The sequence below is a fragment of the Paucibacter sp. TC2R-5 genome (genome assembly GCF_025717605.1).
Taxonomy (GTDB): domain Bacteria; phylum Pseudomonadota; class Gammaproteobacteria; order Burkholderiales; family Burkholderiaceae_C; genus Paucibacter_A; species Paucibacter_A albus.
The window spans coordinates 156,908-177,036 of record NZ_JAJIRQ010000008.1 but is presented as its reverse complement, the minus strand read 5'-3'; the positions used below and the strand labels follow the sequence as shown (position 1 = coordinate 177,036).

14 protein-coding genes are annotated in these 20,129 nt (G+C 63.1%); 5 read left to right on the top strand and 9 right to left on the bottom strand.

From position 1 onward, the window contains the following. Positions 1–15: 15 nt before the first annotated feature. From LNV08_RS18470 to LNV08_RS18455, 4 genes are all read left to right on the top strand, one after another. The gene (locus LNV08_RS18470; RefSeq protein ID WP_263535213.1) at positions 16–1,092 is read left to right on the top strand and encodes a response regulator; all 1,077 of its coding nucleotides are present in this window, start codon (positions 16–18) and stop codon (positions 1,090–1,092) included. Beyond that, on the top strand, positions 1,089–1,739 hold the full coding sequence (locus tag LNV08_RS18465) for a response regulator (protein ID WP_263535212.1): 651 nt from the start codon (positions 1,089–1,091) through the stop codon (positions 1,737–1,739). The genes LNV08_RS18470 and LNV08_RS18465 overlap by 4 nt, the downstream gene beginning before the upstream one ends. Before the next feature lie 121 nt (positions 1,740–1,860). Next, positions 1,861–2,235, top strand: a complete 375-nt coding sequence (locus LNV08_RS18460; protein ID WP_263535211.1) for a LytR/AlgR family response regulator transcription factor — start codon at positions 1,861–1,863, stop codon at positions 2,233–2,235. 15 nt (positions 2,236–2,250) lie between these two features. Then, entirely contained in the window at positions 2,251–4,368 is a 2,118-nt protein-coding gene (locus LNV08_RS18455; protein ID WP_263535210.1) for an EAL domain-containing protein, read from the top strand. Here the strand turns inward: LNV08_RS18455 and LNV08_RS18450 are convergent. The 7 genes from LNV08_RS18450 to LNV08_RS18420 form a co-directional block, all read right to left on the bottom strand. Continuing rightward, complete coding sequence (locus LNV08_RS18450; protein WP_263535209.1) at positions 4,365–4,754, bottom strand: response regulator; 390 nt, start codon at positions 4,752–4,754, stop codon at positions 4,365–4,367. The two genes, LNV08_RS18455 and LNV08_RS18450, sit on opposite strands and share 4 nt — an antisense overlap. Further along, positions 4,751–7,489, bottom strand: coding sequence for a PAS domain S-box protein (locus tag LNV08_RS18445; protein ID WP_263535208.1), 2,739 nt, complete (start codon positions 7,487–7,489; stop codon positions 4,751–4,753). Before LNV08_RS18445 ends, LNV08_RS18450 begins: the two co-directional genes overlap by 4 nt. Then, on the bottom strand, positions 7,486–9,801 hold the full coding sequence (locus LNV08_RS18440) for a putative bifunctional diguanylate cyclase/phosphodiesterase (protein ID WP_263535207.1): 2,316 nt from the start codon (positions 9,799–9,801) through the stop codon (positions 7,486–7,488). Before LNV08_RS18440 ends, LNV08_RS18445 begins: the two co-directional genes overlap by 4 nt. Positions 9,802–9,819: 18 nt before the next feature. Further along, on the bottom strand, positions 9,820–13,020 hold the full coding sequence (locus LNV08_RS18435) for a CheR family methyltransferase (protein WP_263535206.1): 3,201 nt from the start codon (positions 13,018–13,020) through the stop codon (positions 9,820–9,822). A gap of 150 nt (positions 13,021–13,170) precedes the next feature. Next, positions 13,171–13,746, bottom strand: coding sequence for a DUF4337 domain-containing protein (locus LNV08_RS18430; protein ID WP_263535205.1), 576 nt, complete (start codon positions 13,744–13,746; stop codon positions 13,171–13,173). Positions 13,747–13,769: 23 nt separating this feature from the next. After that, entirely contained in the window at positions 13,770–14,273 is a 504-nt protein-coding gene (locus LNV08_RS18425; RefSeq protein WP_263535204.1) for a dihydrofolate reductase, read from the bottom strand. Continuing rightward, entirely contained in the window at positions 14,270–15,127 is an 858-nt protein-coding gene (locus LNV08_RS18420; RefSeq protein WP_263535203.1) for a thymidylate synthase, read from the bottom strand. The genes LNV08_RS18425 and LNV08_RS18420 overlap by 4 nt, the downstream gene beginning before the upstream one ends. 13 nt (positions 15,128–15,140) lie before the next feature. Here LNV08_RS18420 and LNV08_RS18415 point away from each other — a divergent pair, with 13 nt between their 5' ends. After that, positions 15,141–15,560, top strand: a complete 420-nt coding sequence (locus tag LNV08_RS18415) for an RT0821/Lpp0805 family surface protein (protein WP_263535202.1) — start codon at positions 15,141–15,143, stop codon at positions 15,558–15,560. Between the two features lie 25 nt (positions 15,561–15,585). On the opposite strand, the gene LNV08_RS18410 is transcribed toward LNV08_RS18415, so the two are convergent. Together LNV08_RS18410 and LNV08_RS18405 are read right to left on the bottom strand one after the other, a co-directional pair. Then, complete coding sequence (locus LNV08_RS18410; protein WP_263535201.1) at positions 15,586–16,995, bottom strand: efflux transporter outer membrane subunit; 1,410 nt, start codon at positions 16,993–16,995, stop codon at positions 15,586–15,588. Then, on the bottom strand, positions 16,992–20,120 hold the full coding sequence (locus tag LNV08_RS18405) for a multidrug efflux RND transporter permease subunit (RefSeq protein ID WP_263535200.1): 3,129 nt from the start codon (positions 20,118–20,120) through the stop codon (positions 16,992–16,994). Before LNV08_RS18405 ends, LNV08_RS18410 begins: the two co-directional genes overlap by 4 nt. Between the last annotated feature and the right edge of the window lie 9 nt (positions 20,121–20,129).

Sequence of the window (20,129 nt, the reverse complement as noted above, 5' to 3'; positions counted from 1 at the left end):
CTGTGACTCTTGCCCATGACCGAGCTGCCGTCGCCCAGAATATTGATTGTTGAAGACGAGCACATCGTCGCCCGCGACCTGCAGCAGCAATTGCTTGACCTCGCTTACAGCCCGGTCGGACACGCCACCAGCGGCGAGCAGGGCTTGGCCATGGCGGCCGAGCTGCGCCCCGACCTGGTGCTGATGGACATCCAACTCAATAGCGAGCTGGACGGCATCGAGGCGGCGCGGCAAATCCGCGCGCATCTGGCCTTGCCGGTGGTGTTTTTGACCGCTTTCGCCGCCGACGAGGTGTTGGCGCGCGCCAAGCTGACCGAGCCCTATGGCTACATCCTCAAGCCCTTCACCGAGCGCGAGCTGCGCACGGTGCTGGAGATGGCGCTGTACAAGCACAAGGCCGAGCAAGGCCTGGCCGAAGGTGCGGCGCAACTGCGCGCCTTGTCACGGCGGGTGCTCGAGGTGCAGGAAACCGAGCGCCGCCGTCTGGCGCTGGAGTTGCATGACGAATTGGGCCAATCGCTGACGGCGATCAAGATCAATCTGCAATCGCAGGCACGGTTCCGGACCATCTCGCCCGAGGCATTGGGCTTGGAGAATATCCGCATCGTCGATGACGCCTTGCAGCAGGTGCGGCGCTTGGCGATGGCGCTGCGCCCGTCGATGCTGGATGATTTGGGCCTGGCGCCGGCCTTGCGCTGGTTGACCGAGCAGGCGGCTGCGCGCAGCGGCTATGAGCTGCAGTTTCAGGCGCTGACGCCGACAGCGCGCTTGCCGCCCGAGATCGAGACGACGTTTTTCCGCATCGCCCAAGAGGCGCTGACCAATGTGGCCCGCCACGCGCAGGCGAGCCAGCTCGAAGTGGTGTTGCAACAAAGTGAACAGGATTTGGTGATGAGCATCAATGACAACGGCCGTGGCTTCGAACCACAAGCCTCGCGGGGCTTGGCCGTCGCTGGCGCCAGTTTGGGCCTGCTGGGCATGCAAGAGCGTGCGATGCTGATAGGCGCCAGCTTGCTTATCGAGTCCAGCCTAGGCCGCGGCTGCATGGTGCTGCTGAGCTGCCCGCTGTCTGCGCCCGAGGTGCCCAGATGAGTTGCAGGGTCTTGCTGGCCGATGACCACACGCTGGTCCGCGCCGGTTTGCGCAAACTGCTGGAGTCACTGCCTGGCGTGGAGGTGGTGGGCGAGGCCTGTGACGGCACGGAGGTGTTGAGTTTTGCCGAACAGCTGCGCCCGGATGTGGTGGTGATGGATGTGGCGATGCCGGGGCTCAATGGCCTTGATGCGACCGCCCGACTGAAGCTGAGCCAGCCCGACAGCAAGGTGCTTATTCTGTCCATGCATCAAAACGAAGACTATGTGCGCCAGGCGCTGCGCCAAGGTGCGGCCGCCTATTTGCTCAAGGATGCGGCGCCGACCGAGTTGGAAGCGGGCTTGCGCGCGGTGATGCGCGGTGAAACCTATCTGAGCGCGGCGGTGTCCAAGGGCGTGATGAGCGACTATGTGAAGCGCCTACGTTTTGATGAGCCCAGTGGCTCGCAGCTGACGCCGCGCCAGCGCGAGGTGCTGCAGCTGATTGCCGAGGGCAATAGCAGCAAGGAGATTGCGCGGCGGCTGGACCTGTCGGTCAAGACGGTCGACACCCATCGCAGTCAGCTGATGCGCCAACTCGATATTCACGAGGTTACCGGCCTGGTGCGCTACGCGCTGCGCTGCGGCCTGATCTCGGTCGACAGCTAAGGCTTCAACCCACTCGGGCAATTCCCGCCTGCAGTTCAGGTGTCTTGCCGATAGTCCAGCATCTGCTCCATGCATACAGTGGCAAGCAATGATCAGACATTGGGCCGCGGGCGAGGAAGAGATGGCAATCAAGATCTTGCTGGTTGACGACAACCCGACCTTTGTGGCGGCCGTCAGCGCTTTCCTGGCGCGCCTGCCCGAGGTTGAGGTGGTCGCTCATGCAGCGAATGGCCGACAGGGTTTGGCGCAAATAGCGCAACACCGGCCCGATTTGGTGCTGCTGGACATTGCCATGCCCGAAATGAACGGCCTGGAGATGGCGGCGCGCCTGCGCGAACAGCCCGATCCGCCCCGCATGGTGTTCTTGTCCATGCATGACAGCAGTGGCTACCATATAGCCGCACATGGGCTGGGGTCCAGCTTCGTCAGCAAGGCCAATTTTGTCGATGGTCTGCTGCCCATCATCACCCAGATGCAGCAAGACGAACAGGACTGAGGCGCGCAAACCATCATGCAGAGCAGCGCACTCAAACCCCGCATCCTGGTCGTCGAAGACGAGGCCATCGTCGCGCGCGACTTGCTGCAGCAGCTCGACTTGCTGGGTTATCAGACGGTCGGCCATGTCACCCGCGGTGAGGACGCAGTCGAGCTGGCCGGCAGCACCAAGCCGGATCTCGTGCTGATGGACATCCAGCTGGGCGAAGGCATGGACGGCGTTTGTGCCGCGCAAATCATTCGTGACCGCTTTGCGCTGCCGGTGGTGTTTCTGACCGCCTTTGCTGCCGACGAGACCTTGGCCCGGGCCAAGCTGACCGAGCCCTTCGGCTACATCCTCAAGCCTTTTTCCGAGCGTGAGTTGCGCACCGTGCTGGAGATGGCGCTGTACAAGCATGGCGCCGAAGCCCGCCTGCGTGCCTCGGCACTGCATAGCCAGACCATTCTGGACAATATGCTGGACGGAGTCGTCACCATCGACGCCTTTGGCCAGATGCTGAGCTGCAACAGCGCCGCGTGCAAGCTGTTTGGCTATGCCGCCGAAGAACTGTTGGGCCGCAATGTCCGGCTGTTGATGCCCGAGCCGCATGCCGCCCAACATGACAGTTATCTGCAGCATTACCGCGAGGGCGGCGAAAAACGCGTGATTGGCAAGGCACGCGAGGTCGAGGCGCGCCACCGTGACGGCCATCTGCTGCCGATTAGCCTGCTGGTGTCTGAAATTGTCGGTGCTGAGCCGCGCAGCTATATCGGCCTGCTGCGCGACATCACGCCGAACCGCCAGCATATCGAAGAGCTGCACCGGCTTGCCTACTACGACAGTTTGACCGGCTTACCGAACAGGCGTTTGCTGACCGAGCGCCTGCAGCATGCGATGCAGGTGGCCGCCCGCAGCGGGCGCCATGGCGCGCTGATGCTCTTGGACCTGGATCATTTCAAACAGCTCAATGACACGCAGGGCCACGGCGTCGGCGACGAGTTGCTGCTGCAAGTGACCCAGCGGCTGCAGGACGTGGTCCATGCAGCCGCGCACGTGGGCGCTCATCTGGCCCCGGCACTCGACGTGCACCCGGAAGGTTTGATAGCACGCCTGGGCGGCGACGAGTTCGTGGTTTTGCTGGAGGGCTTGAGCAGCCTGGATCATGAAGCGGCGACCCAGGCCGAGAGTTTCGCGGGCAAGATCCTGGAGAGCTTGCGCGAGCCCTATTTGCTGCGCGACAAAAGCTACCAGGGCACGCCCAGCATCGGTGTCGTCGTGCTGACGCAGGAGACCCATAGCAGTGACGAGTTACTCAAGCGGGCTGATGTGGCGATGTACCAGGCCAAGTCCGCCGGGCGCAACACCATGCGCTTTTTTGATCCCGCGCTGCAAGCCATCGCCAGTGCTTTCATCGCCTTCGAGCTTGACCTGCGCCACGGTCTGGAGCGCCAGGAGTTCGAGTTGCATTACCAGGTGCAGGTCAACTCGGTCGGCGCGGTCACCGGGGTGGAGGCCTTGCTGCGCTGGCGTCGCGGCGGCACGGAGATGGTGCCGCCGGTCCAGTTCATCCCGATTGCCGAAGCCAATGGCCTGATATTGCCGCTCGGCCAATGGGTGCTGGAGACGGCCTGCGCGCAGCTGGTAGCCTGGAGTCAGGACCCGCAGCGTGCGCACTGGACCATGGCCGTCAACGTCAGCGCGCTGCAGTTCGCGCAAATCGCCTTTGTCGAACATGTCGGCCAGGCGCTGCAAAAGACCGGTGCCAAGCCAACGCAGCTGAAGCTGGAGTTGACCGAGAGCATGTTGGTCGACGATATCGAGGGCGTGGTCGCCAAGATGAAGGCCATCAAGGGCTATGGCGTGGCCTTCTCGCTGGACGACTTTGGCACCGGCTACTCTTCTCTGTCCATCCTCAAGCGCTTGCCGCTGCAGCAACTCAAGATCGACCAGAGCTTTGTGCGCGACATCCTGGTCGACCCGAATGATGCGGTGATTGCCCGCACCATTGTGGCGCTGGCCCATAACCTTGACTTGCGGGTGATTGCCGAAGGGGTCGAATCGGCCGAGCAGCGCGACTTCCTGGCGGCGATTGGTTGCGATGCGTTTCAGGGTTATTTCTTCGGCCGGCCGGTGCCAGCCGCAGACCTGAATTAGGCTGACCCCGAAAAGGCGTCCGTCAAGGCCTGCCGCAAGTCGTGTTCCTCGAAGGGCTTGACCAGAAAACCGGCCGGCTCACAAAGCTTGGCGCGCTGCAGGCTGTCCGGGCCGTCGAAGGCGCTCAAAAACAAGCTGCGCAAGGCGAAGCGCTGGCGAATCAGCTGTGCCGTGCTGATGCCGTCCATGGCGCCGTCCAGATGTACGTCCATCAAGATCAGCTCGGGCCGCGAATCGGCTGACAGTTCGGCCAGCATATCGATCGCCTGCTCACCGCTGGCGGCCGGGCCCAGCGCGGTATAGCCTAGATCCCGCAGCTGAAGCATGATGTCGCGGGCGATGATCGCTTCATCTTCGACCACCAGAATTCGGCATGGCTGCTTCATGGCGGCATCACCAGCGCACTCGGCGCCATGGCCTTGAAGTCAATGCTGAACGCCACGCCTTGGCCCGGCTGCGAGCTGATGCTCAAAGCCCCCTTGACCTGGCGGCACAGGTCTCCCACCAATTGCAGGCCCAGCGAACTCTGGCGCCTGGCCTCGAAGTCGTCCGCCAGGCCGGGGCCGTTGTCGGCAAGCCGCAAGCGCCATAGCGAACTCGCGGCATCAACAGCCTGCAGACTGAGCTTGATCTCGCCCGCTCCCATTGGATGAGGCTGGGCAAACCCATGCTTGAGGCTGTTGGAGATCAACTCGTTGACCAGCAAGCCAAATGCAGCGGCCTGGTCCATGCTCGTTGGCAAGGCTGACATGTCCAGCGCCAAGCGCACCCCTGCGAGGTCCAGCACCTGTGCGCGAAAGGCCTGGGTCGCCACTTGCCCCAGATAAGCACCCAGATCGACCGCAGCAAAAGTGCCCGAGCGGTAGAGCGTTTCATGCAGCTGTGCCATCGCCCTGATGCGGCCCTGCATCGCCTGCAGCACGGTCTTGGTGTCGGCCACCGCGCTGCGCCCCGCCTCCAGGCGCAAGAGGCTGGTGATGACCTGTAAATTGTTTTTGACCCGGTGATGCACTTCCTTGAGCAGCGCTTCCTTGTCCTTGAGCGTGCTCTGCAGCGCCGCGTCGGCTTGCCGGCGCAGCGTGACATCGCGGCTGACCCCGACAAAATGGGTCAACTGCCCTTGCTCGTCCTTGACCGGCGAGATCGTCAAGGCGTTCCAGAACGGTGTGCCGTCCTTGCGGTAATTGAGGATCTCGCCGGCATATTCGCTTTGGCTCAGGAAGGCCGCCTGGATGTCGGCGGCCGTTTGCGGGTCGGTGCCCGGGCCTTGCAGCATGCGCCCGCTGCGGCCCAGCAGCTCCGCCTCGCCATAACCGGTGATCGCCACAAAAGCCGCGTTGACCGCAACCATGCGCCCATCCGCGTCGCTGATCCGAATGCCGTCAGAAACAGAGGTTAGCGCCGCATCATTGAGGCGCTGGCGAACCTGGCTGGCGCGCAAGGCGCCGATGTCGGTGGCCATCACGAACACACCGCAAACCTTACCGTCAATGCGGTGCGGCACCAACTGGGTCCAGAAACAGCCGACCTCGCCATCGCTCTTTTTGCGCCGACTCTCGAACTGCTGCGGCTCGCCGGCCAGCGCGGCGCGAAAAGCCGGTTCGAGCTGTGCATAGCGCTCCGGCCCGAGGACCTCCTGCACGCTTGTCTGCTGCACGCGCCCGAAACCGAACCAATCCAAGGCCTGCTGGTTGGCATAACGAGTCACCAGTTCATGGTCCAGGTAGATCAGCATGCCGGGGAAGTTCTCGCCGATGGCTTGGCCGAACAACTCCCGCTCGCGCAGTGAGGCGGCGGCAGCATGGCGCGCCGAAATATCGCGCAAAAACACCACGAAGCCGCCATCCTGCGAGTCTTGCAGGGTCACGCTGACCTCGACCGGCCATTCCGAGCCATCGCGCCGCCGGTGGATGGTCTCGAACTGGGCGCTGCCTTGGTCCAGCACCCTCTGAATGCGCGCGGCCGATTCGGCGTCGTCCGCCAAGATATCAAAATCTTGCGCCGGCCTGCCCAGCAACTGCTCGCGCGTGTAACCCGACAACTCACAATAACGCTGGTTGACATCGAGCAGCCGGCATTGCCGGTCGACATGCCAATAGCCGTCCAGCGTCGCTTGCAAGATGCTGCGCAAAATCTGGTCGCTCCGGCGCAGCGCCTCTTCGGCCGCCAGGCGCTCGCTGATGTCGATATCCACGCAGAATAGCTCGCCTTCCTGACCTTCTGCCTGCATCAGTGCGCGGCTGGAGATTACCGCCACTCGGCTGCCATCCTTGCGCCGTAAAGTCAACTCGCCGCCGGGAATCGGCTGGCCGGTGGCGGCCATTTGTCGTATCGCCTCGGCCACCGTGTCGCGCATTTCGGGCGGTATGATCAGATCGAGCAGATGGCGCCCCAAGGCCTCCTCGGCGCTATAGCCGTAGAGCCTCTCCGAGGCGGGGCTCCAGTAGCTCACACGCCCGTCCATGCGGTAGCCCTGCACCGCCACGGTGGTGATGCTGCGCAGCACTTGGTGAAAACGGAATTCGCTTTCTTGCAGGGCCAGCTCGGCCTGGCGCCGCTCGCTGATGTCGGTGATGGCGACCCGCAGCTTGTCGCCGGGCAAGCCGTGTGCCGGCCCGGCGCAATGCAGGCTCACCGCAAGCGGGCGGCCGTCGCCGCGCCGCAAGCCCAGCTCGAAATTGGTCTGCGACTCGATGGCCTGCGGACTGTTGCGCAGGCGAATAGTCAACTCCCGCCAACGCGGACGGTCTTGATCAATGACCAGATGGGTGAAACTTCTGCCCAATAGCCGTTTGCGCTCCTGGCCTAGCAGTTTGATCGCGAACAGGTTGATCTGCTCAATCAAGCCGTCTGCGTCCAGCGTCAAATAGCCGATCGGCGCGAACTCATACAACTCGACATAACGGTCGCGCGATTCTTCCAGCTCTTGGCGTGCCGCCCGCAGCTGCTCGTTCTGCATCTCCAGTTCGAGTTGGTGTACGTGCAACTCGTGCAGCAGGCGGCGTTGCTGCTCTAGCAGCGGCTGACTGTGCTCAAGGACCCCCGCATCCGAGCCAGGCTCAGGCACAGGCTCAGCGATGATCGGCGACGACGCTTGGGTTTGCGAATGCTGGTCCTTCATGCTGTCGCTGCGGGCTGCGCCTTTTCATCCAGATAGTCTTGCAAGGCATCGATGGGCAGTGGGCGGCTAAACAAAAAACCTTGGCATTCGGCGCAACCCTGGGTGCCCAGAAAATTGCGCTGCGCCTCGGTTTCCACGCCCTCGGCAATCACCCTCATATTAAGGCCTAAACCCATGGTGATGATGGCGCGTGCAATGGTTTCATCCTTGGCCAGGCCGGGCAGTTTGGCGACAAAGGATTTGTCGATCTTGAGTTGATCCAGCGGCAGCTGGGCCAAGTAGCTCAGGGATGCGTGGCCGGTGCCAAAGTCATCCATCGAAAATTGCAGGCCCAAGACCTTCAAGGCCAGCATGGTGTCTATGGTGTTGCTGATGTCATCCAGCACCAGGCTCTCGGTCAGCTCCAGTTTCAGCAGCTCCGGACGGCACTCGCTGGCCGCCAGCAGCGCGACGATCTGCGCCACAAAGTCGGGCTGCCTGAACTGCCTGGCGCTGACATTGACCGCGATTGGCAGGCCGGCGCTGTGCGGGTCGGCTTCCCATTGCTTGAGCTGGGCACAGGCGGTCTGCAAGACCCACAAGCCTATGGGCAGGATCAGGCCACTGTCTTCGGCCAGTCCGATGAAATCATCCGGCAGCAAAAGGCCCAGACGCGGATGCTGCCAGCGCAGCAAGGCCTCCACGCCTATCATGCGCCGCGTCGCGTCAACCTGCGGCTGGTAGTACAGCCGCCATTGCCCCAGCTCGGTAGCCAGCCGCAACTCGCTCAGCAAGCGCATGCGCTGATCCTGCGCCAACTGCATGGCAGGGTCGAAAAACCGCATTCGGTCACGGCCCGTGCCCTTGGCCTCATAAAGCGCCAAATCGGCATGCTTGAGCAGCTCGGCCACGCTGTCGGGCGCGCGAAACAGCGCCGCTCCTATGCTGGCCTTGCAAGGGTATTCAAAACCCATGAGATCAAAGGGCGGCGCCAGCAATTCACGCAAGGAATTGCCGATCTGAGCGGCCGCCTTAGCCGCCAACTCTTGCGTGGCGCCCAGCTCCAGCACCAGAAGCACAAACTCATCGCCACCCTGGCGTGACACCGTGTCCTGATGGCGCAAGGCCTCGCGCAGCCTGTGCGCCACCTGCGTCAAGAGCAGGTCACCCATATCGTGGCCATGCGAGTCGTTCAGCTCTTTGAATTTATCCAGGTCGATGAAGAACAGCGCACCAAACTGGCCGCTGCTCTCACTGGCCGCCAGTGCCTGCTCCAGTCTCATATGCAGCAAGCGCCGATTCGGCAGCTGAGTCAGGCTGTCGTGAAACGCCAATCTGTGGATCTCGGCAGCATCCCGTTTAGCGGCGCTGATGTCGCGCGAGATTCCGACCCAATGGGTCAGCATGCCTTGTTCATCCAGCAGCGGCGAGATGGTCAGCTCGCTCCAGAAAGCTTGGCCGTCCTTGCGGTAATTGAGTATTTCACCGGCAAATTGGCGCCGCTCACGCAGCGCCGTACGGATGGCTTTTATCGTGAGGGGGTCGCTGCCCGGGCCTTGCATAAAGCTTGGTTTGCGGCCGATGGCTTCAGCGGCGCTATAGCCGGTGATGGCCTCGAAGCCAGCGTTGACCGAGGTCAGCAGACCTTCGGGGCTGGTGATATGTACTCCCTCGCTGATGGCGCCCAGCGCAGCATCGCTCAGGCGCAGCCGGGCCTCGCTGGCGCGCAGCGCCGACACATCGCTGATCAACAGGCGAAATCCACTGGCCCCAGCCCCGGCTTGGGCAGCGGCGCCCGGCTGCATCCTTGGGCTGCATTCCAGATGGGCCAAAAACTCGCTGCCGTCGCTGCGCCGCAACAGCAACTCGATCTGCTCAAGCGGCTCGGACCGTGGATGAGCGCCTGCCTGGCGCAAGCGCAGGCACAGCTGGCGCCATGCCTTTTGCTGCGTCGCCGCCACCCAGCCGACGAAGTTGCGCCCCAGCAGCTGAGCGCGCTCCTGCCCGAGCAGCTTGACCGCTGTCAGATTGGCCTGCTCGATTTGCTCGTTCGGCCCCAGCAAGAGGTAGCCAGACGGGGCGAATTCATACAGCTCGGCAAATTGGTCGCGTGAGTTCTGCAGCTCCCACTGCGCCTCGAGCAAGGCCTCGTTCTGCATCTCCAAGTCGATTTTGTACTCCTCCAGCTCATGCAAGAGCTGGCTGCTGTCGACCAGGGGCGCGGGCGAGGCACTCTGCTGGCCGGTCGCAGCCCAAGCCGCCTCGGCCACCGCGCGCAGCGCGCTGTGGCCGGAGTCCCCGTCTGGATCTGGGCTTGGGGCGGCGGGCTGCATCAGGGTTGGTAAATAGAGTCAGCCGGCGGCCACCGTCTCGATGGCGACCATCGCCAGCAAGATCAGGTCGGTTTCTCCGGCCGAGGTGCTGATGCGGCGCGCATTCAAAACCATGCGGCGCGGCCCCAGGCCGGGGAAGTCGTGCTTGACCTCATAGCCGTCCAGCGTGCGGTTCTTGGGCAAGATGTTTTCCAGCAAATCGCGCAGCGCAGGGATCGCCCATTGGCCATTGCCAAGCTCGAAGAGCTTGCGCCCGACCGTGTCGGCGGCCTCGACCTTGAAATACGCGTAAAAGCTGCGGCTGGCCGACACCACTTGCAGCGCCGCGTCCAGCACCAGCAGCGGCTCGCTGACGGTGTTGACAATGCCTTCGGCCAGCTCGCGCGCCAATTGCACGCTCAGCTGCAGCGTTAGTTGAGTGGCCGCTTGCTTGGCCGCAGTCAGCTCGACGGCAGCCTGCGCGGCGGCCATATGGGCGCGCTTGAATTCGCTCACATCGGTGAAGGTCAGCACGACACCCTCGATCACATTGTCCAGCGTGCGGTAGGGCTGGATGCGACTCAGGTGCCAGGTGCCATCTGCGGTGCTGACTTCGCGCTCGATCGGTATCAGGCTGTCCAGCACGCTTTGCAGGTCGGCCTGCATGGCCTGGTGCTGGGCGGCATCGAGATTGCAGGTGATGTCGCTCAAAGGGCGGCCCACATCGCTGGGGATCAGGCGGTAGATCTTCAGCGTGGCCGGCGTGAAGCGGCGAATGCACAAGCTGTGGTCGAGGAAGAGGGTGCCGGAGCCTATGCTGTCCAGCAGGTTCTTCATATCGTTTTGCACGCTGGTCAGCTGCTCGATGCGGCTGTTCAGCTCGGCGTTGACGGTGATGGTTTCCTCGTTGAGCGACTGCAACTCCTCCTTGGAGGTTTCCAGCTCCTCATTGGAGGATTGCAGCTCCTCGTTGGTGGACTGCAGCTCCTCATTGGTGGATTTGAGTTCCTCGTTGAAAGCCTGCTGCTCCTCATGGGTGGTTTGCAGCGTCTCGTTGGCGTAGTTGAGCTTTAACTCCAGCTCCTTGATGCGCGCCTGTTCGACACTGCCGTCGCCCGCCACGCTGAGTGTGCTCGGCTCGGGCGCCTCGGGCGCTTCCTCGAAGCTGACCAGCAGCATCGCCGGCTGGTTGGCCAGTCGGGGCAGTGCACGCACGCTGAAGCGAACCGGCGAAAAACCGCCATTGGTCTTGACCATGGCCAGCTCGCTGGGCCAGGACAGCGCGCCCTGCGGCAAGCCTGTTCCACCAGCAAGCCCACTCGCCGCACCTGCAGCGCCCGCTGCCGCCTGCAAGAGGGCCGTGCGCAAACCACCTTGCAGGCCCTCGCGCGCCATCTGCAGCACATTGAAGCTGGCCGGGCCGGGGGCCGGGCGCAGATAGCGGCCGGTGTCGCCGTGGATGTAGAGGATGTTGCCGTCGCTGTCGGTGGTGACCGAGGCCGGTGCAAAGGCCTGCAAGAGCGAGCGGTTGCTGATATCGGCAATCTGGGCGCTCAACTTGCCGGTGCTTGTGGCTAGGGTTTCTTTCGGATTCAAATCGCCTCCTGTGATGCCGGCTTGCGGGGGCGCGGCAAGCATAGAGATAGGGCCTATGGGCACACGCCCGTGCTCGCGCTGCGCGCGCCCATCATGCCGGGCCTGGTAGAACTTCCATTTGCGATCAAGCGGCGAAAACAGCTCGGGCTGGTTGGTGATGCTCTCCGAAGTGGACAAGAACAACAAGCCATTGGGCCGCAGCGCGTAATGAAAGGTGTTGATCAGCCGCTGCTGCAACTCGGGTTCCAGGTAGATCATCAGATTGCGGCAGCTCAGCAGATCCAGCCGGGTGAAGGGCGGGTCTTTGATGACGTTTTGCACCGCAAACACGACCGAGTCGCGAATTTCTTTTTTGACCTTGTAGCTGCCCTCCGCCTCCTTGGTGAAGAAGCGGCGCAGGCGCTCTGGCGACACGTCCAGCGCGATGCTGCTGGGGTAGCGGCCGGCTCGTGCCACGGCGATCGCCTCATCATCCAGATCGGTGGCGTAGATCTGCAGGGTCAGGCCTTGCGCGCTGCTGGACAAGAGCTCGCTTTGCAGCTCATGCATGATCATGGCGATGGAATAGGCTTCTTCGCCGGTGGAGCAGCCGGCCACCCAGACCCGGAAGACGCTGTGCGCCGGCTTGCCCTCCAGCAGCGGCGGCAGCAGGGTCTGCTTGAGCATCACAAAGGCTTCGGGGTCGCGGAAGAAGCTGGTCACATTGATCAGCAACTCGCGGAACAAGAGCTGTGCCTCGCCCGGGTTTTCCTTCAGGTAGCGCGCATAGACGAGGTCGTCGTCGATTTGATGCAAGGTCATGCGGCGCTGGATGCGCCGGCCTATGGTGCTCTTTTTGTAGAGCGAAAAATCATGGCCGCTGCTGGCGCGCAGCTGCAGCAAGATCTTGTTGAGCGCGTTGAGCGTTCTGACCGGCACTGTCGCCGCCAGCGCCGTCAGCCGGGGCGCGCCAGCAAGTTGTTTGACCAAGCGCATCAACTGGGCCGGCATTTGCTCGGGCAACAAGACCTGCTTCGCTACCCCGGCCTTGATCGCACTTTGCGGCATACCGTCATAGCGCGCGCTGCCGGGTTCTTGCACCAGGCTGGTGCCGCCGGCGTCGAGGATGGCGGCCAGCCCCTGCGTGCCGTCACTGGCGGTACCTGACAAGACGATGCCTATGGCGCGCCCGCGCTGATCAGCCGCCAGCGAACGCATGAAACCGTCGATCGGCATGCGCTTGCCGCGCGCCACCTCCGGCAGCGTCAGCTGCAACTCGCCGCCCAGGATGGCCATATCGCGGTTGGGCGGAATGATGTAGACGTGATTGGCCGCAACAAAGGTTTCGTCCAGCGCCTGCAGCACCGGCATGGCGGTGCTGCGCTGCAGGATTTCGACCAGCAGGCTTTCGTGGTCGGGGTCCAGATGCGGCACCAGCACAAAGCCCAGGCCGGTGTCCTGCGGGCAGGCCTTGAAAAAGGCCTCGAAGGCCTCCAGGCCGCCGGCCGAGGCGCCAATGCCGACGATGGCCAGCGCAGGCCTGGCATCGGCCGCCGCGCTGCTTGGCAGGGGCACAGCCACCGTAGCGACCAAAGCCGGCACCGCAGGCGCTGCTGGGACTGCGTTCTCGGCCTTGGTCTGGGTGGATTTGTGGTCGGAAGTCATGGAAAGAGCTGGGGGTCAGCGAACAGTATGAGTCTGTCGGAAAGACTTCTCCATCCCCTTGCCTCAACTCAAGGGTAAATACCGACCGATTTAGACGCGCCGCTCAAATCAGGCACTAGCAACTAGGCTTGTGCCTTGAGTCAGCGTCGCTCAAATATGCAGCCAGGCCAGAGCGCCCAGCACAATGCCCGCCGTGCCCAGCACCAGGGTGACGGCCGTCATCCAGCGGTTTTTGGTCAGCAGCGCAATCGCGGCCATCGCGATCGAGACCTGCAAGACCGTCGTGGCCTGCGCCCAACGGTGATGCAAATGGATTTGCTCGTCGCTTTGATGGTTCCAGTCGCTGGACTCCGCCTCCAACTTCTCGGCCTTGTCCTTGATCTCGGCCTTTTCTTTCTTGTAGCGTTCGATGTCTTCGCGGTAGCGGGCTTTTTTGTCCTCGCCGACGATCTCTACTGCCAACTCGGCCAGATTCTGCTTGCTGCTCTTGGCCTGGTAGAAGGCCCATTGGTTGGCGGCCTCGGTCTTCTTGATAGCGGCTTCGTTTTTGTAAAGCCCGGCATTGGCCTGGGTCGCCCCGCCCATATAGGAGAAACTGGCACCGATGGTGGCCAAGATGGCGGTCACGACCGCCAGTTTGCCCGCCATGCCCTTGGGTTCATGCTGGGCCGCATGTTCGACCTCATGGTCATGCGGGCCGTGAACGTGAAAGCCGTGTCCTGACATAGCGTGTTCCCTCTTTTTTTTAATCAGATGTGTTTTTGATAGCTGACGAAGTCGTAGCGCAAACCGTCCGGGCTCTGGCCTGGCTCGCGTGCCGCTTCGCTGAAGGCCGCTTTGTCCCAGAGCGGGAAGAAGCTATCCGCATCCGGATAGGCCTGTCCTACCTCGGTCAGCTCCAGCCGGTCCGCCAGCGGCAGGGCCAGCGCATAGATCTCGGCGCCGCCGATGACGAACACGCGCTCTTGGCCCGCACAGGCGGCCAGGGCAGAGTCCAAGCTTGTGCAGACTTCGGCACCGTCAAGCGCTGCGTCTGGCTTGCGCGTCAGCACCAAATTGCGCCTGCCAGGCAGCGGCCTGAACTTGGCCGGCAACGAGTCCCAGGTTTTGCGCCCCATGATGACGGCGTGGCCCAGCGTCAGCGCCTTGAAGCGGGCCAGATCGGCCGGTAAACGCCAAAGCAAGTCGTTGCCCCGGCCGATCGCGCCGTCTTGGGCCACGCCTGCGATCAAGCTGATTTTCGGCCGGCTCATACCGCCACCGCGCCCTTGATGGCGGGATGCGGGTCGTAGCCGCTCAGCTCGAAGTCATCGAATTCGTAGTCGAAGATCGAGGCCGGCCGGCGCTTGATCGTCATAGTCGGATAAGCGCGGGGCTCGCGGGCGAGCTGCGTCTGCACCTGCTCGAAATGGTTGCTGTAGATATGGCAGTCGCCGCCGGTCCAGATGAAGTCGCCCAGGGCCAGATCGCATTGCTGCGCCAGCATTTGGGTCAAGAGGGCATAACTGGCGATATTGAAGGGCACGCCCAGAAAGATATCGGCGCTGCGCTGGTAAAGCTGGCAGGACAGCTTGCCGTCGGCGACATAGAACTGGAAGAAGGCGTGGCAAGGCATCAGCGCCATCTGGTCCAGGTCAGCCACATTCCAGGCGCTGACGATGATGCGGCGCGAGTCGGGGTTGGTCTTGAGCTGTTTGACGACTTCGGCGATCTGGTCGATGTGGCCACAAGGATCGTCAGGAGTGGGCTTGGGCCAGTTGCGCCACTGCACGCCGTAGACGGGCCCAAGGTCGCCGTCTTCGCGGGCCCATTCGTTCCAGATCGTGCAGCCGCGCTCTTGCAGCCATTTGACGTTGGAGTCACCGCGCAAAAACCACAGCAGCTCCAGAATGATGGACTTCAGGTGGACCTTTTTGGTCGTCACCAGCGGGAAGCCTTCGTTCAGGTCAAAGCGCAGCTGCTGGCCAAACACGCTGCGCGTGCCGGTGCCGGTGCGGTCGGTCTTGGCTGCACCATGCTTGAAGACATGGCGCATGAAGTCCTCGTACTGGCTGCGCACCGGGCGCGCTGAATGGCTGAGGATGGGGCTGGAGCTTGGGCTGTTCATGGGGGCGAATTCTATGGGATGCAGTATTCTGTCGGGCAGTCCTACAGCCAGCACAGGTGTCATCATCAAAGCCTTACTTCTACTTCTGAGCCTAACGGCGGTTTTCATTGCACCAGCGCAGGCCAATAGCAATCTGCGCGCGATGAATAACTCGGCCTTTTCCCGCTTCAGCGCGGCCGATCAGGCGTTGATGCGGGCGCAGATCGACAAGGCGGTGGTAGCCGAGGCCGAAGGGCAGAGCTTTGAGTGGAAGAGCGACAAGAGCCGTGCCTCGGGCGTCGTCACGCCCTTGGCGCGCGGCAGGTTCCGCGATATGGACTGCCGCAATCTGCGCATCCAAAACAGCTGGGGCAACCAGCGCGACGAGGGCGTGTTCCGCTTTTGCAAGCAGCCCAGCGGGCAATGGGGCTTGACCGGGCCGGTTCAGGAGTGAACCGGCGCTGGTTTCTGGGCGCGGCTTAGCCCTGTGGCGTCCAGCCGCCGCCCAAGGCCCGGTACAGCTCGATCACCGCCGCATAGGCGCCGCTGGTCAGCTGAGTCAGCTGCAGCTCGGCGTCAAACAATTGCCGCTGTGACTCCAGCACCTCGAAGAAACTCGATATGCCGTTGACGTAGCGCAGGTCCACCAGGCGCAGCCGTTCCTGGCTGGCTTTCACGATGGTCTGCATAGCGGCCTGCTGCTCGCGCAGGCGTTGAAAGCGCACCAAAGCGTCTTCAACTTCGCGCAAAGCGCCTTGGGTGGTGCGTGCGTAGTCCTCGGTCGCAATCCGCTGCTGAGCCTCGGCTGCCTGCAAATTGCTGCTCAGCCGCCCGCCGGTGAATAGCGGCAGGGTGACGGCAGGCGAGATGGTGTAAGCCTGCCGGTCGCCATCAATCAGCTGACTCAGCTGCGGGCTGATGAAACCCAAAAAGCCGGTCAGCGAGATGCTGGGCAGGAAGGCCTTGCGCGCAGCCTCCACATTGGCCTGCGTGGCCGCCAGGCTCAGTTCGGCGGCGCGCACATCGGGGCGGCGTGTCAGCAAATCGGACGGAATGCCGGCCGGCAGCGCCTGCGGCAATTCATGCCGCTCCAGCGGCTTGCTGACTCGCAAGGGGCCGGGGTTGCGCCCGGCGAGCTGCGACAAGGCGTTCTCTTGCAAACCGCGCTTTTGCTGCAACTGGGCATAGGCAGCCTGCGCCTGCGCCAGCGAGGTTTCTGCTTGGGTCACATCGACCTTGGAGACCACGCCGGCATTGAAGCGCAGTGTGACGATGCGCAGCGACTCGACGCGCGAGACCCGGGTGCGCTCGGCGATCAGCAGCGACTGGTCGTATTCCAGCAAGTTCAGCCAGCCGGCCGCCACCTGCGACACCAGCCCGACCTCGACGAAATGCCGCAGCGCCTCACTGGCGCGCACATTGTTCAAGGCCGCGTCTGACAGCGAGGCAATACGGCCCCACAAATCGATTTCCCAAGCCGGCATCCCCAGGCCCAGGCGGTAGCTGCTGGATGTCAGGTTCTCGGTCGCACTCAGGCCGCTGGGCGCTTGGCTGCGGGTGGCGCTGGCGTCTGCGCCCAGGCTGGGCAGACCGGCCGACCGTTGCAGGCCGTACTGCGCGCGCGCCAGCTCGACGCGCTGGGCGGCGATGCGGATATCGCGGTTATTGCTCAGCGCCTCTTTGATCAAGGCTTCCAACTCGGCATCCTTAAACAGACTGCCGAACGGCCGCTCGGCCAGGCTGCTGGCGGCGTTGGTCGGGGTGTTCCATTGGCCGGGCATTTGCACCGGCTGGGGCGCGTAGCCGGCGAGCTCAGCGGTGGGCGCGGCGCAGGCGCTGCAGAGCAGGGCGGCGGCCAGGGCGAGCCCGTTCAAACGATGGGATCTCATGGCTGCACCTCCGCAGCTTGCTCGGGCCCAGGCTTGGGCTTTGTTTCAGGCTTGGGCTTGAAAAGACTCATCATCGCCACATAGAACAGCGGTGTGAAAAATACTCCCACCAGCGTGGCGGCCAGCATGCCGCCCAAGATGCCGGTACCGACCGAATGCTGCGTGGCAGCACCCGCGCCCGATGCCTTGACCAGGGGCAGCACGCCCAGGATAAAGGCCAGCGAGGTCATCACAATCGGGCGCAGGCGCTGGCGGCCGGCTTCCACGGCTGCGTCCATCACCGACATGCCGGCTTCATATTGCTGCTTGGCAAATTCGACGATCAGAATGCCGTTCTTGCCCGCCAGACCGACCAGCGTGATCAAACTGACCTGGAAGAACACATCATTGGGCGAGCCGCGCAGCAGCAGGGCCAGCAGCGCGCCCAGAATAGCGATAGGCACGATCAGGAACACCGCAACGGGCAGCGACCAGCTCTCATAAAGTGCGGCCAGGAACAGGAACACAAAGACCAGCGAGAGCGCAAAAATGCCGGCCGACTGCGAGCCGCCGACGCGCTCCTGCAAGGATTGCCCCGACCACTCGAAAGCCACGCCCTCGGGCAGATGCTGGGCGGCCAGCTCTTCCATCGCGTCCAGCGCCTCGCCCGAGCTGCGGCCGGGTGCGGGCCCGCCGTTGATTTGAATCGAGGGGTAGCCGTTGTAACGCGTCAAAGCGATAGGCGCCGAGCGCCACTCGGTGCGCATCAGCGCCGCCAAGGGCACCAACTCGCCAGAGGCGTTGCGCAGTTGGAAGCGCTCCAGCGCGGCCGGGTCCGAACGGAAGGCCTGCTCGGCCTGCATCTTGACCTTCAGATTGGTACCAAAGGCGGTGAACTGGTTGATGAAGTTGGAGCCCATCAAGGTGCCCACCGTCGCGTACAGGTCAGGCACCGACACGCCCAGCGACTTGGCCTTGTTGCGGTCCACATCGAGGAACAGCGTCTGCACATCGGGTGCGGCCACGCTGCGGGTGCCGACCAGGCGCTCGTCTTTGGCGGCGGCGGCGACCAAGGCCTGCGTGGCCGCATTGAGCTTGGCGCGGTCGCCGTCGAGCGAGATCAGGCGCAAGTCAAAACCGGCCACATTGCCCATGCCCGAGATCGGCGGCTCATTCAAGGCGAACACGCGCGCCTCGGTAATGGTCGAGAACTTGCGGTTCAGACGCTTGAGCAAGCCGGCCACCTGCGTCTCCGGCGTGTTGCGCTCGGCCCAGGGCTTGAGTGTGGCGAAGATGAAAGCCTGGTTGGCATAGCGGTAGAAGATCGAGAAGCCCAGGATCGCGGTGGCGTCCTGAACCGAGTCTTCGCTGGCCAGAATCTTCTCGGCCTTGATCAGGGCCTCGCGGGTGCGCTCGGGCGAGGCGCCGGCCGGCAGGTCCACCGCAACAAAGATCGAACCCTTGTCTTCTTCGGGCACAAAGCCACCGGGAATCGCGCCGAACAAGAACACCACGCCGGCGATCATGCCGCCATAGAGGCCCCAGGCCAGCAGCTTGCGGGCCAGCAGCAGCTTGACACCCTTGACATAACCGCCGGTGACGCGCTCGAAAAAGCGGTCGAAGACCTGAATCGGCTTGAGCTTGGTCATGCCGGGCTTGAGGATCAGTGCGCACAAGGCCGGCGTTAGCGTCAGCGCGGTGATGGCCGACAGCAGGGTGGCGAAGGTGATGGTGATGGCGAACTGCTTGTAGAGCGTGCCGGTGACGCCGCCCAGAAAAGCGATCGGCACAAACACCGCACAGATCACCGCCGTCACGCCGACGATGGCGCCGCCAATGCCTTGCATGGCCTTGATGGCCGCGCTGGTCGCGTCCAGATGTTCGTCATGCATGATCTTCTCGACCGCTTCGACGACGACGATGGCGTCGTCAACGACGATGCCGATCGCCAGCACCAGGCCGAACAGCGTCAGCATATTGATCGAGAAGCCGGCCAAGAGCAGGCCGGCCATGGTGCCAACGATGGAGACCGGAATCGCCAGCAGCGGGATGATGGTGGCGCGCATGCTGCCCAAGAACAGATAGACCACCACCAGCACCAGGATGAAGGCCTCGATAAAGGTATGCACCACCAGCTCCACCGAGGCGGTGACAAATTTGGTGGTGTCGTAGCTGACCGACCATTTGATTTCGCGTGGGAAGGAGGCCGTCAGTTGGTCCATCTTGACCCTTAAGGCCTTGGACAGTTCCAGCGCATTGCCGCCCGGGCTTAGATACACGCCGATGGCGACGGCCGGCTTGCCGTTCAGGCGCGACTCAAACAGATAGTCGTCGGCTCCGAGTTCGACCCGGGCAATGTCACGCACGCGCACCACCGAGCCGTCGGCCTGGGCTCGAATGACGATGTTCTTGAACTGCTCGACATCGGTCAGACCGCCGGCTGTTTGCACCGGGAAGGTCAGGGTTTGGCCGCTGTCGGCGGGCGACTGGCCAATCTCGCCGACGGCGAAGTTCTGGTTTTGCTCGCGCACCGCATTACCGACATCGGCGGCGGTCAGGCGGTATTTGGAGAGCCGGTCCGGGTCCAGCCACAAGCGCATCGCATAGGGCGCGGCAAACAGCGTCACATCGCCGGCGCCGGGCAGGCGCTTGAGCTCATTGATGACCTGGCTATTGGCCAGATTGGCGATATAGGTGCGATCAAAGCGCGGGTCATCCGACTGCATCACGATCACTTGCAGGATCTGCGGATTGGTCTTGTCCACCCGCAGGCCATTGCGCAAGACTTCTTGCGGCAGCAGCGACTCGACCCGCTTGGCGCGGTTGTTCACTTCCACCGCCGCCAGGTCCAGATCGGTGCCGGGCTGGAAGAAGATCTGCAGCTGCATCGAGCCGCTGGCCGAGCTGGTGCTCTGCATATAGAGCAGGCCGCTGATGCCGTTCATCTCGCGCTCCAGCGGCGCGGCGACCGTCGTCTCCAGCGTCTCGGGGCTGGCGCCGGGGTAGACGGCGGTGATTTGCACCTGGGGAGGTGCGACGTTAGGGTATTGCTCCACAGCGAGCTGGGTGCTGGCCAGAATGCCGATCAGCATGAACAGCAAGGCGATGACGGTCGCCATGACCGGGCGCTTGACAAAAAATCCCATGATCAGGCC